The 12,276-nt window shown below is 75.2% G+C and carries 11 protein-coding genes; 8 read left to right on the forward strand and 3 right to left on the reverse strand.

What is annotated here, in order from left to right; translation table 11 throughout:
- Nucleotides 1-76 precede the first annotated feature (76 nt).
- The 3 genes from ACH4OW_RS35430 to ACH4OW_RS35440 all read left to right on the forward strand — a co-directional run bounded on the left by ACH4OW_RS35430 (nt 77) and on the right by ACH4OW_RS35440 (nt 3,049).
- Complete coding sequence (locus tag ACH4OW_RS35430) at nt 77-1,081, forward strand: FecCD family ABC transporter permease (protein ID WP_398032366.1); 1,005 nt, start codon at nt 77-79, stop codon at nt 1,079-1,081.
- Complete coding sequence (locus tag ACH4OW_RS35435) at nt 1,078-2,160, forward strand: iron chelate uptake ABC transporter family permease subunit (RefSeq protein WP_360136600.1); 1,083 nt, start codon at nt 1,078-1,080, stop codon at nt 2,158-2,160. The genes ACH4OW_RS35430 and ACH4OW_RS35435 overlap by 4 nt, the downstream gene beginning before the upstream one ends.
- A gap of 73 nt (nt 2,161-2,233) precedes the next feature.
- Complete coding sequence (locus ACH4OW_RS35440; protein WP_398032369.1) at nt 2,234-3,049, forward strand: ABC transporter ATP-binding protein; 816 nt, start codon at nt 2,234-2,236, stop codon at nt 3,047-3,049.
- Between the two features lie 15 nt (nt 3,050-3,064).
- Here the strand turns inward: ACH4OW_RS35440 and ACH4OW_RS35445 are convergent, their stop codons facing one another.
- Complete coding sequence (locus ACH4OW_RS35445; protein WP_360136602.1) at nt 3,065-3,412, reverse strand: sterol-binding protein; 348 nt, start codon at nt 3,410-3,412, stop codon at nt 3,065-3,067.
- A 77-nt stretch (nt 3,413-3,489) separates the two neighbouring features.
- Here ACH4OW_RS35445 and ACH4OW_RS35450 point away from each other — a divergent pair, with 77 nt between their 5' ends.
- The 3 genes from ACH4OW_RS35450 to ACH4OW_RS35460 are packed head-to-tail and all read left to right on the forward strand — an operon-like array spanning nt 3,490 to nt 5,589.
- The gene (locus tag ACH4OW_RS35450; RefSeq protein ID WP_360136603.1) at nt 3,490-3,783 is read left to right on the forward strand and encodes a hypothetical protein; all 294 of its coding nucleotides are present in this window, start codon (nt 3,490-3,492) and stop codon (nt 3,781-3,783) included.
- 7 nt (nt 3,784-3,790) lie between these two features.
- Entirely contained in the window at nt 3,791-4,606 is an 816-nt protein-coding gene (locus ACH4OW_RS35455; protein WP_360136604.1) for a TlyA family RNA methyltransferase, read from the forward strand.
- Nucleotides 4,603-5,589: an NAD kinase gene (locus ACH4OW_RS35460; protein WP_360136605.1), complete on the forward strand. Its 987-nt coding sequence runs from the start codon at nt 4,603-4,605 to the stop codon at nt 5,587-5,589. Before ACH4OW_RS35455 ends, ACH4OW_RS35460 begins: the two co-directional genes overlap by 4 nt.
- Nucleotides 5,590-5,603: 14 nt before the next feature.
- Here ACH4OW_RS35460 and ACH4OW_RS35465 read toward each other — a convergent pair whose 3' ends face one another.
- Nucleotides 5,604-7,115, reverse strand: coding sequence for a S41 family peptidase (locus tag ACH4OW_RS35465; RefSeq protein WP_398032374.1), 1,512 nt, complete (start codon nt 7,113-7,115; stop codon nt 5,604-5,606).
- Between the two features lie 287 nt (nt 7,116-7,402).
- Here ACH4OW_RS35465 and recN point away from each other — a divergent pair, with 287 nt between their 5' ends.
- Nucleotides 7,403-9,130 (forward strand): DNA repair protein RecN, encoded by a 1,728-nt coding sequence (gene recN, locus ACH4OW_RS35470; RefSeq protein ID WP_398032483.1) that lies wholly within the window; start codon nt 7,403-7,405, stop codon nt 9,128-9,130.
- A gap of 277 nt (nt 9,131-9,407) precedes the next feature.
- Nucleotides 9,408-10,550, forward strand: a complete 1,143-nt coding sequence (locus tag ACH4OW_RS35475) for a glycosyltransferase family 4 protein (protein WP_398032376.1) — start codon at nt 9,408-9,410, stop codon at nt 10,548-10,550.
- Between the two features lie 41 nt (nt 10,551-10,591).
- Here the strand turns inward: ACH4OW_RS35475 and ACH4OW_RS35480 are convergent, their stop codons facing one another.
- Complete coding sequence (locus ACH4OW_RS35480; RefSeq protein ID WP_398032379.1) at nt 10,592-12,217, reverse strand: PucR family transcriptional regulator; 1,626 nt, start codon at nt 12,215-12,217, stop codon at nt 10,592-10,594.
- Nucleotides 12,218-12,276 lie beyond the last annotated feature (59 nt).

Raw genomic sequence — 12,276 nt, forward strand, 5'->3', positions numbered from 1 at the left:
TGATGTCTGATCGTGAGGGTAGGCTAACCTAACTCCCGTGTTGGTTGACAGTCCCCCCGAAGCAGCAAACGCCCCCGTGGCGCCGCAACGGCGGCAGATCACTCGATCGGCGGGGCTCGTCGCGGCCGTCGGCGCGCTGGTGGTCGTCACCGTCCTGGGCATCGCCGTCGGATCCAAACAGATCCCGCTCGACCAGGTATGGCACGGCCTCTTCCACTACTCCGGCAACGACACCGACGTCATCATCAGAGACGTACGCCTGCCCCGCACCCTCCTCGGCGTGCTCGTCGGCGCGGCACTCGGCCTGGCCGGCACGGTGATGCAGGCGCTGACCCGCAACCCCCTCGCCGACCCCGGCGTCCTCGGCATCAACGCGGGCGCCTCGGCGGCCGTCGTCTCCGCCATCAGCTTCCTCGGCATCACCTCGCTGACCGGCTACGTCTGGTTCGCCTTCCTCGGCGCCGCGGCCGTCTCGGTCGCCGTGTACGTGCTCGGCGGCACCCGCAGCGCCACGCCCGTACGGCTCGCGCTCGCCGGAACCGCCCTCACCGCCGTACTGACCGGCTACATCAACGCCGTCAACCTCATGGACACCGCGGCGCTGGACAAGATGCGCTTCTGGACGGTCGGTTCGCTGGCCTCCGCGACCACGACCACCGTGACGCAGGTCGCGCCGTTCCTCGCGGTCGGTGCGGTGCTCGCGCTCGCCGTCGGACGCCCCCTGAACGCCGTCGCGCTCGGCGACGACCAGGCGCGGGCGCTGGGCGCCCGGCTGACCCGCACCCGGGTACTGGCGATGCTCGCCGTGACGCTACTGTGCGGCGCCGCCACCGCGGCCTGCGGCCCGATCGTCTACGTCGGCCTGATGGTCCCGCACGTCGTACGGGCCGTCACCGGCCCCGACATGCGCTGGATCCTGCCGTACTCGGCCGTGCTCTCGCCGGTCCTGCTGCTCGGCGCCGACGTCCTCGGGCGCGTCGTGGCGCGCCCCGGCGAGGTCCAGGTCGGCATCGTCACGGCGCTCGTCGGCGGCCCGGTCTTCATCTATCTCGTACGGCGTCGGAGGATGGCCCAGCTGTGAGTTCCACCGTCAAGACCGACCGGCCCGCCCCGTCGAGGAGCGCCAAACCCGTGCGGGCCGTGCGCACCGCGGGCGGGCTGTCCGTACGCCTGGACGTACGCGCCCTCGTCACCGGACTGCTGCTGACGGCCCTGGCGCTGGCCGCGAGCGTCCTGCTGATCGGCACCGGCGACTTCCCGATGAGCCCGGCGGACGTCCTGCGCACGCTCACCGGGTCCGGCACCGCCGCCCAGGAGTTCATCGTCAACGACCTGCGGCTGCCGCGGGTCCTGGTGGCGCTGCTGGTCGGCGTCGCCTTCGGCATCGCCGGCGCCGTCTTCCAGGCCGTCTCCCGCAACCCCCTCGGCAGCCCCGACGTCCTGGGCTTCTCCCAGGGCTCCACGGTCGGCTCCCTGCTCGTCATCGTCTTCTTCCACGGCGGCACCTTCGCGGTCGCCGCCGGCGCGGTCGTCGGCGGCGTCGTCACCGGACTGGCGATCTTCCTGCTGGCCTGGAAGGGCGGCATCCACGGCTACCGCTTCGTGCTCGTCGGCATCGGCGCCTCCGCGATGCTGTACGCGATGGTCCTCTACCTGATGACCAAGGCGAACATCGTCGAGGCGTCCCAGGCCGTGAACTGGATGACCGGCACCCTCTCCGGCCGGGACTGGGACCAGGTCTGGCCGCTGGCCCTGGTCTGCGCCGTCCTCGTACCGCTCGCCCTGCTGTTCGGGCGGCCGCTGCGCATGCTGGAGATGGGCGACGACGCCGCGTACGCGCTGGGCGTGCGGGGCACGCGGGTCCGCGTCGTCCTGCTGACGGCGGCGGTCCTGCTGGTCGCGGCGGGCACCGCGGCGGCCGGGCCGATCGCCTTCGTCGCGCTCACCGCGCCCCAGCTGGCCCGCCGGCTGACCCGCTCTCCCGGCCCCAACCTGCTGCCCGCCGCCCTCATGGGCGCCGCGCTCCTGGTGACCGCCGACTGGGCCTCGCAGCAGCTCTTCGGCGCCGACCAGCTGCCGGTGGGCGTGCTGACCGGCGTGCTCGGCGGCGGCTACCTGCTGTGGCTGCTGGCCTCCGAACGCAAGGCGGGCCGGATATGAGCGCGCGGACCGCCGGGCCACGGCCCGTACCCTCCTCCACCCCCACGACGCAGACCGCCACAAGGAGCCAGCAGTGAGCCGTCTCACGGCCGAGAACGTGACCCTCGCTTACGACCAGCGGGTCATCGCCGAAAACCTGTCGGTGGCCGTCCCCGACCGGTCCTTCACGGTCATCGTCGGACCGAACGCCTGCGGCAAGTCCACGCTGCTGCGCGCCCTGTCCCGGATGCTCAAGCCGTCCGCCGGATCGGTGCTGCTGGACGGCTCGGCGATCTCCTCGCTGCCCGCCAAGAAGGTCGCCAGGACGCTCGGGCTGCTCCCGCAGTCCTCGATCGCCCCCGACGGGATCACCGTCGCCGACCTGGTGGCCCGCGGCCGCTACCCGCACCAGGGCCTGCTGCGCCAGTGGTCGGGCGAGGACGAGCGGATCGTACGGGAGTCGATGGACGCGACCGGCGTCGGCGAACTGGCCGAGCGCTACGTCGACGAACTCTCCGGCGGCCAGCGGCAGCGCGTGTGGATCGCGATGGCGCTGGCCCAGCAGACGCCGCTGCTGCTCCTGGACGAGCCGACCACGTACCTGGACATCCAGCACCAGATCGAGGTGCTGGACCTGTGCGCCGAACTGCACGAGGAACAGGGCCGCACGCTCGTCGCCGTCCTGCACGACCTCAACCACGCCGCGCGCTACGCCACGCACCTGATAGCGATGCGCGGCGGCGAGATCGTCGCCGAGGGCCCGCCGGAGCAGGTGGTCACGGCCGGCCTGGTCGAGCGGGTCTTCGGGTTGAAGTGCCAGGTCATCGACGACCCGGAGACGGGCACGCCGCTGGTCGTGCCGGCCGCGCGCAAGGCACGGGCGACCGCGGCGGCCACCGCGGCGTCCTGAGGCCCGGCCGCCCGGCTACAGCAGCGCGCGCAGGCGCAGCAGGTCGCGCAGGCCGGCCTCCAGCTTGACCCGGCCGCTGCCCCACGCCTTCGCGAAGTGCAGTTCGCCGTCCACCAGGGCCACCAGGTCGTCGCCGCGCATGGCCAGACGGATCTGGGCCCGCTCGGGCGGCGGCCCCTGGACGCTCGTGACGTCCTTGAGGGTGCCGTCGGCGAGCCGGCCGCGGAAAGTGACGTCCAGGTCGGTGATCCGGCAGCTGAGCGAGCGGTCGAGCGCGGCGGCGCTGCGTACGTCGCCGTTCGCGGCGGAGAGATTCTGTGCGAGCCGGCCCAGGGCGGCGCGGCACTCTTCGAGGGTTGCCATCGAGATCGACGATACGCCCGTACGGGGCGGGCGGCCGGTGACCCGGTCGGCAGGCGGTTCGGGGTAGCGTCAAGGACATGGAAGAGCCGAATGAGCCGGCGGCCGCCGGGGCGGAAAGCGGGCAGGCGCCGGACGGCGCGCCGCCGCCCGCGCCCGCGGGGCCGCAGCCGCTCGGTGTCGTGGTCACGCCCACCGGGGACGCCGCCGTCGACGACGGGCTGCGGCGCCTGGCCGACGCCGACCACCTCGCCGCGAGCGGGCATCTCCAGGTGTACGAGGATGTCCACCGGGGGCTGCGCGACGCGCTGGCCGCCCTCGACCGGCACCCCGGGCCCGCCGGCCCGCCCGCAACGCACGACAACAGGAGCTGAACCACAGGTGGCAGGAGTGGCACGACGCCGACTCGACGCGGAGCTGGTGCGCCGCAAGCTGGCCCGCTCGCGCGAGCACGCGAGCCAGCTGATCGCCGCGGGGCGGGTGACCGTCGGCGGGACGACGGCGACCAAGTCCGCCACCCAGGTCGAGACCAGCGCGGCCCTGGTCGTGCGCGAGGACGAGGGCGACCCCGACTACGTCTCGCGCGGCGGCCACAAGCTGGCCGGCGCCCTCGCCGCGTTCGTACCCCGCGGCCTGGAGGTGGCGGGCCGCCGCGCGCTGGACGCGGGCGCGTCCACCGGCGGCTTCACGGACGTCCTGCTGCGGGCCGGCGCCGGGCACGTCGTCGCCGTGGACGTCGGCTACGGGCAGCTCGCCTGGTCGCTGCAGAGCGACGACCGGGTCACCGTGAAGGACCGCACGAACGTGCGCGAACTGACGCTGGACCAGATCGACGACATCCCCGTCGACCTCGTCGTCGGCGACCTGTCCTTCATCCCGCTGGGCCTGGTACTGCCCGCCCTGGTGCGCTGCGCGGCGCCCGACGCGGACCTGGTGCTGATGGTCAAGCCGCAGTTCGAGGTCGGCAAGGAGCGCCTCGGCAGCGGCGGGGTGGTGCGCAGCGCCGAACTGCGGGCCGAGGCCGTACGCGGGGTCGCCGGGCGGGCGGCCGGGCTGGGGCTGGGCGTGGCGGGCGTGACCGCGAGCCCGTTGCCGGGACCCTCCGGCAATGTCGAGTACTTTCTGTGGCTGCGTGCCGGGGCGGATGCGCTGGACCCGGCAGATGTCGACCGAGCAGTGGCGGAGGGGCCCCGTTGACCACTTCTGAAACATCCACACCGGCTGGAGCAGCCGCTTCGACCACGGAGTGCACCACACCTGCGGCCGGTCCCGGGCCGGCCGCAGCGGACGGGGAGCGCACCGTCTTCCTGCTCGCGCACACCGGCCGCCCCGCGGCCGTCCGCAGCGCCGAACTCGTCGTCCAGGGCCTGCTGCGCAGCGGCATCGGCGTACGGGTGCTGGCCGAGGAGGCCGCGGACCTGCCGCTGCCGGCGTCCGTGGAACGCGTCGAGTCCGAGCAGTGCGCGGCCGAGGGCTGCGAGCTGCTCGTGGTGCTCGGCGGGGACGGGACGCTGCTGCGCGGCGCGGACTTCGCCCGCACGTCCGGGGTGCCGATGCTCGGCGTCAACCTCGGCCGGGTCGGCTTCCTGGCGGAGGCCGAGCGCGACGACCTGGACAAGGTCGTCGACCGGGTCGTGACCCGCTCCTACGAGGTCGAGGAGCGGATGACCATCGACGTCCTCGTCCGCAACAACGGCAGCGTCGCGCACACCGACTGGGCCCTGAACGAGGCATCGGTGGAGAAGGCGGCGCGGGAACGGATGCTGGAGGTCGTCACGGAGGTCGACGGGCGGCCCGTCTCGCGCTTCGGCGGCGACGGCGTCGTGTGCGCGACGCCGACCGGCTCGACCGCGTACGCCTTCTCGGCGGGCGGCCCGGTGGTCTGGCCCGAGGTCGAGGCCCTGCTGATGGTGCCGATCAGCGCGCACGCGCTGTTCGCCAAGCCGCTGGTCACCTCGCCGGACTCGGTGCTGGCGGTGGAGGTGCAGCCCAAGACGCCGCACGGCGTCCTGTGGTGCGACGGCCGCCGCAGCGTCGAACTGCCCGCGGGCGCCCGGGTGGAGGTCCGCCGGGGCGCGACCCCGGTACGGCTCGCCCGCCTGCACCACGCCTCCTTCACCGACCGGCTGGTGGCCAAGTTCGCCCTGCCGGTGGCGGGGTGGCGGGGGGCGCCGCAGTAGCGGGCACCGGGGGCTCACGACGCCCGGCCGGCGGCCAGGAGGGACCGGGCACGGGACAGGGCCGGGTCGCGGCGGGCCGCCAGGTCCCCGGCGGCGAAGACCGGGACGCGGACGGCCGGCGGAATGCCCGTGCCGTCGAACGTGCGGCCGTCCGCCGTCAGGAACTCCTCGTTGGGCAGCGCGAACTTCCAGCCGTTCGGCAGCGTGCGGTCCATGGTGTCGGAGAAGACGCCCTGGGTGTTCCCGCCGATCCGGACCGGCGCCGGCGTACGGCCCAGCAGCGCCTGGGTGAAGGTCTCGCCCGCGCTGATCGTGAGGTCCCCGGTCAGCAGCGCGACCGGGCCCGTGTAGCGCGGTCCCTGGTACGGGCGTAGGTACGCGGGCTGGTCGGGGGTGAATGCGCGCGGGTCACGCGGGTCGTTGCGCGCGTGTTTGCGGTACGCCAGGTACGGGCGGTCCGTCAGCCGGGAGGCGACGCGCAGCCCGAGCGGGTCCGAGCCGCCGCCGTTCAGCCGCAGGTCGACGACGAGGCCGCGCAGGGCGTTGGGCCCGGACGTACGGGCGCGGGTGAACACCGCGTCCAGCGCCCGGTCCAGCTCGGCGACGTCGCTTTCGTAGTCGTCTTGGTCCGTGTAGCCGTTGAAGGACGTGATGCGGAGGTAGCCGAGGCGGCCGGGGAGGTCGGCGTACGAGAGCGCGCCGCCGGCCCACCGGTGGAGGGTGGCGTCCCGGCCGAGGTTGGCGCCGATCGCCGCGTCCACCTGCTCGAGGAACGGGGTGGAGGGGAGGGTCGTCCCGGGCCGCACCCCGCTGTACTGGCGGCCGGGGCCCGCGTCCAGCTTGGTGTGCCCGTCGTGCAGCGGTTCGATCATCTCGCGGAGCACGGCGAACAGCACGTCGTCGCTCGTCCCGGCGGGGACGCGCGGGCGGTACCGGTCGCGCACCGCGGCCCAGTCGATTCCCTTGGCGGCGAAGAACGGGTAGTTCTCGGCGTAGGTCTGCCAGAAGACGTCGAACACCGCACGGGCGTCACGGGGGACCTCGGACGGGTCCTGGTGGCAGCGGGCGGGCAGCCCGGCGACGCGGTGCAGGGTGCGGTGGCCGACGTTGTCCTGGATGCTCAGGCGGGCCTCGCGGGCGTTCTGCGGGGCGACCGTGACGCGCGCCGAGCCCGGTACGGCGAAGTGCACCCGGCCCTGCGCGTCGGGCCCGCTCTCGCGGACGCCGTTCAGGGAGCCGGGGAGGCAGCTGACGGCCGTGGTCTCGTAGGCGCGCAGCCGCGGCCCGTCGATCGTGACGTACGTGCCGTACCCGTCCATTTGCCACACGCCTTGCAGCGCGGCCGCCCCGGGCCGGGCCGCGTGGTCCGGTTGCGGTTGCGCGGCGGCCGGCGCGGAGACGGTGGCGGCCAGGGCGGTGCAGGCGGCCAGCAGCAGGGCGGTGCGGCGGGTGGGGCGGCGAGTGGGGCGGCCGTCCCGCCGGGCGGTGCGGTGTGCGGTGTCCGGCCCGGTGGGGCGTCCGGTCATGTTCTTGCTCCCAGTGAGTCGGTGAGGGCCGCGGTCCAGGGCGGATAGGGCAAGAACCGACAAGTGGACCTACATGTTGACCTCCACGTGGACCGGCATGCGGACTGCCCTCTTCCGGCCCCTTCCGGCCGTGCTCCCACCAGCGTGACGGGCGGGACGGGGGTGCCACCATGAGGAGATCACCCGTTCCCGTGGTGGGGTTTTCCGCAGGTTGCCGCGGCCGGGCGAGGGGAGGCCGTCGCGGGGCGGGCCCGGGACCTCGTAAGGTCGTATCCGTGTTGGAGGAGATGCGGATCAGGTCCCTGGGCGTCATTGACGATGCCGTCGTCGAGCTGTCGCCGGGTTTCACGGCGGTGACCGGCGAAACGGGCGCGGGCAAGACCATGGTCGTCACCAGCCTCGGGCTGCTGCTCGGCGGGCGCGCCGATCCCGCCCTGGTGCGGATCGGAGCCAAGTCGGCGGTCGTGGAGGGCCGCATAGCGGTGGGCCCTGCGGCCCCCGCCGCGGTACGCGCCGAGGAGGCGGGCGCCGAGCTGGACGACGGGACCCTGCTGATCAGCCGCACGGTCTCGGCCGAAGGCCGCTCGCGCGCCCACGTCGGCGGGCGCTCCGTCCCGGTCGGGCTACTGGGGGAGTTGGCGGACGACCTGGTCGCCGTGCACGGCCAGACCGACCAGCAGGGGCTGCTGCGCCCGGCCCGGCAGCGCCAGGCCCTGGACCGGTACGCGGGCGACGCGGTCTCCGTACCCCTCGCCAAGTACACCGCCGCCTACCGGCGGCTGCGCGCCGTCGCCGCCGAGCTGGACGAGCTGACGACACGCGCCCGCGAGCGCGCCCAGGAAGCCGACCTGCTGCGCTTCGGCCTGGAGGAGATCGCCGGGGTCGAACCGCAGCCGGACGAGGACGCCGAGCTGGCCGCCGAGGCCGAACGGCTCGGTCACGCCGAGGCGCTGGCCTCGGCCGCCGCCGCCGCGCACGCCGCCCTCGCCGGCAACCCCGAGGACCTGGAGGCCGTGGACGCCACCACCCTGGTCGCGGGCGCGCACCGGGCGCTGGACGCCGTGCGCAGCCACGACCCGGTGCTGTCCGCGCTCACCGAGCGGCTGGGCGAGATCGGCATCCTGATGGCGGACGTGGCGGGCGAACTGGCGAGCTACGCGGACGGCCTGGACGCGGACCCGCTGCGGCTCGCCGCCGTCGAGGAGCGCCGCGCCGCCCTCACGCACCTGACGCGCAAGTACGGCGCGGACATCGGCGCCGTACTGGCCTGGGCCGAGGAGGGCGCCGTCCGGCTCGCCGAACTGGACGGCGACGACGACCGGATCGGCGAGCTGACGGCCGAACACGACGCGCTCCGCGCCGAACTCGGCGAACTCGCGCAGGCGTTGACCGACGCCCGCGAGGCGTCGGCGAAGCGATTCGCCGACGCGGTCACGGCCGAGCTGGCCGAACTGGCCATGCCGCACGCCAGGGTGAGCGTCCAGATCACCCAGACCGAGGTCGCGGAGGACGGCGGCGGCGTCGAGGTCGGCGGCCGGGCGGTGGCCTTCGGCCCCACCGGCGCCGACGAGGTGGAGCTGCTGCTCGCCCCGCACCCCGGCACCCCGCCCCGCCCGATCGCCAAGGGCGCCTCGGGCGGTGAACTCTCCCGCGTGATGCTCGCGGTCGAGGTCGTCTTCGCCGGTTCCGATCCCGTACCGACGTACCTGTTCGACGAGGTGGACGCGGGCGTCGGCGGCAAGGCGGCCGTGGAGGTCGGCCGCCGGCTGGCGCGCCTGGCCAAGTCCGCGCAGGTCGTGGTGGTCACCCACCTCCCGCAGGTCGCCGCCTTCGCCGACCGCCAGCTGCTGGTGGAGAAGACCCACGACGGCTCGGTGACCCGCAGCGGCGTCACGGTCCTGGAGGGCGAGGACCGGGTACGCGAGCTCTCCCGCATGCTCGCGGGCCAGGAGGACTCCGAGACGGCGCGCGCCCACGCGGAAGAGCTGCTGGAGGCCGCGCGCTCGGGGCGCTGAACCGTTACGGGGCTCGCGGGGCGGGTGCCCCGGTCAGGGGGCGTACTCCGTAGGGGCGGGTGGATTGTCACCCATGTGGGTGGTCCCGTGGTGGTATGGGCGGAGTGCGCCATCGGGGCGGCTCGCCGGTGGTGCCGGATGTGCGGCGCGGGCTGGCATCCTGGGCGCAGCGCGTACGGCTGCGCACCACCGCGCCCGCCCGGAGCCCGCGCCCGGACGGCTGCCGGAAGCCGCCGTTCCGCGCCCGGCCCGCCACCGACCCAGGAGTACCGCCCACGTGACCAGCACCCCGGTCCCGCCGCACGGGCAGTCGCCGCTGCGCACGGTCCAGGTGCTGGGCCGCGGCAGCGCGGGCAGCGCCGCACACGTCCGTTCGCTGGCCGCCGGGCTGGTGGCCCGCGGGGTCCGGGTGACCGTGTGCGCCTCGGCCGCCACCGAGGACACCTACGACTACGCGGACACCGGCGCGCGGTTCGTACCGGTACCACCGCGCGCCGACCCGGCGGGCGTGACCTCGCTCCGCGCCGCCTGCGGGGACGCCGACCTGGTCCACGCGCACGGCCTGCGGGCGGCCCTGCGCGCCCTGCTGGCCCTCCAGGGCACCCGCGGCCGGCGGGTCCCCCTCGTGGTCACCTGGCACACCAAGGCCCATACGGACGGGCCGGGGGCCCGCCTCGTCCACCTGCTGGAGCGGCGGGTGGCGCGGGCCGCCGAGGTCGTCCTGGGCGCCTGCTCCGACCTGGTGGACCGGGCACGCGAACGCGGCGCCCGCGACGCGCGGCTGGCCCCCGTCGCGATCCCGGGCCCCCGCCCCGGCGGCCGCCCCCTCACGGCGGAGGACCGCCCGGCCCACAAACAGCGCGCCGAACTGGGCGCCGTGGACCGCCCGCTGATCCTCGCCGTCGGCCGGCTGGAGACCCACCAGGGCCACGACTTCCTGCTGGACGCGGCGCACGCCTGGTGCGCCCTCGACCCGCCGCCGGTGGTCCTGGTCGCGGGGGAGGGCGGCCGGCGGGAGGCGCTCCAGCGGCGCATCGACACCGAAGAGCTGCCGGTGCGCCTGCTCGGCCGCCGCGACGACGTACCCGAACTCCTCGCCGCCGCCGACCTGCTGGTCCTGCCCAGCCGCTGGGAGGCCCGCTCCCTGATCGCCCAGGAGGCCCTGCGGGCCGGCGTGCCCCTGGTGGCCACCGACGTCGGCGGCACCCGCGAACTGGTCGGCAGCGCCGCCGAACTCGTCCCGTACGGCGACGCCGCGGCCCTCGCCCACACGGTCCTGGCCCTACTGGCCGACCCGTCCCGCCGCGACACCCTCGCCGCCGCGGGCCGCACCCAGTCCGCAGGCTGGCCCACCGAGGACGCAACGGTCGCGCAGGTACTGAGCGTGTACGACGAACTGATGCAGCGACGGGGGCGGTGAGCGCGACGGGCGGCGTCCGGGCGGGGCGGTCGTGCGGTTGTTCAGGGCCGGTCCGTATGCCGTCGGGCCCGTAGGGCCAGTCGTAGGCCGAGGACCGTTTGCGGGTCGTCCAGGTCTGTGGCCAGCAACTGGGCGATGCGGGCCAGGCGGTCGTACAGGGTCTGCCGGTTGACGTTGAGGTCGCGTGCCGTTTCCGCCTTGCGGCCCGCGCTGGCCAGGTACGCCTCCAGCGTCGGCAGCAGCGGTTGGCGCGCGGAGCGGTCGTGTACGAGGAGGGGGCCGATGGCGCGGTCCACGAAGTCCGTCAGGACGCCCTGTTCGCCGTGTTCGCGCATCCGCCACAGCAGCAGTTCGATGTCCAGGCGGCGCGCGTCGTGCCACGGCTGCTCCGGCAGGCCCTGCGCGGCGGCCGCCGCCTCCGTCGCGTGCCGCAGTCCGGGGCCCACCGCGGGCCAGCCGCCCGCCGCGCCGACCACGACCACCGGGCGCCGCGCCGCCGGGCGGTCGGCCCCGGCCCGTACGACGCCCGCGCGGAGCGCCTCGGCGACCCGGTCGGCGACGGCCGTGCGGTCCTGGCCCGCGCGCGGCGCCACGAGCAGGGGCACCCGGCCCTCGACGGGCCGCACCCCGAGCAGGACGGGCACGCCGAGTGCGGCCAGTTCCTCGCGCAGGGCGCGGGCCAGGACAGCCCAACTGCCCGGTGTGGGCAGTTGGGAGGGCAGCCGCATCACCACGGGAAGGATCGGTTCGTCACCCGGACGGAAGCCGAGCAGGCGGGCCTGGGCAGGCGCCTCGGCCGCGGTGATCCGGCCCTCCGCCAGGTCGGCCAGGAAGTCGCCGCGGCCCCGCGCGGCGAGCACCTCCTCCTGGCGGGACTGGAGCAGCACCACGGCGAGCAGGTCGGCGGCGCGCTCGGCGGCGATCCGGTGCACCGGCGCGACGGGCGCGTTGACGGGGAGCAGGACCAGGCGGGCCCGTACGGCGTCGGGGCCGGGGCCGCCGCCGGGCACGTCCACCCGCAGGCCGGTCTCGCGCAGCCCCTGCCACGCCTGGAGGGGGTCGGCGTCGGCGGCCCCGGCGCCGTCCGGGCCCGCCGCGTACAGGGGGCTGCCGTCGGGGGCCTCCAGGCACAGCGGGTTGCCGGTGAAGGCGGCCAGCCGTCCCAGCACCTCGGGGGCGCCGCCGCCGCGCAGCAGGACGTCCGTACAGCTCCGCAGGAGTTCGTCGGCCTGCCGCAGCAGCAGGTAGTGGCTGTTGACCAGCTCGGTGTGGATCTCCTCGGTGACGGCGACGTACGGGACCTCGCGGTGCAGCTGCACCAGCGGCAGGCCGCGGGCCCGCGCGCTGTCGACGACGGCCGAGGGCAGCGCCTCGAAGCGGGAGCCCAGCTCGACGACGAGGGCGGCGATCTCGCGGTCGGCCAGTTTGCTGACGAAGGCGCGCTGCTCGGAGGGGCGGGCGCCCAGGCCGAGGCCGGTGGTCAGCAGCAGCTCGCCGCCCTTGAGCAGCGAGGCGATGTGCGGGACCTCGCCCGCGTGCACCCAGCGCACGGCGCGGTCGAGGCGGTCCTCGCCGGCCACCACCTCGGGCAGCCCGCGCCGCAGCGCGGGCAGCTCCAGCGCCCGGCGTACCGTGATCACCGCTTCGGTCTTCGCTTCCGGCCCCATGGCGTGGAACGGTACCTGTGTTCCGCTATGCGGACGTAGCGGGCTGCGGGCGGTCCGGG

It is taken from the genome of Streptomyces sp. NPDC017056 (genome assembly GCF_044332485.1).
GTDB lineage: Bacteria > Actinomycetota > Actinomycetes > Streptomycetales > Streptomycetaceae > Streptomyces.

What these genes read in the sequence shown, in the direction of transcription:
- ACH4OW_RS35445 (WP_360136602.1), bottom strand. Translation starts at nt 3,412, where the DNA reads ATGGCAACCCTCGAAGAGTGCCGCGCCGCCCTGGGCCGGCTCGCACAG.
- ACH4OW_RS35450 (WP_360136603.1), top strand. Translation starts at nt 3,490, where the DNA reads ATGGAAGAGCCGAATGAGCCGGCGGCCGCCGGGGCGGAAAGCGGGCAG.
- ACH4OW_RS35465 (WP_398032374.1), bottom strand. Translation starts at nt 7,115, where the DNA reads ATGACCGGACGCCCCACCGGGCCGGACACCGCACACCGCACCGCCCGG.
- recN (WP_398032483.1), top strand. Translation starts at nt 7,403, where the DNA reads ATGCGGATCAGGTCCCTGGGCGTCATTGACGATGCCGTCGTCGAGCTG.
- ACH4OW_RS35480 (WP_398032379.1), bottom strand. Translation starts at nt 12,217, where the DNA reads ATGGGGCCGGAAGCGAAGACCGAAGCGGTGATCACGGTACGCCGGGCG.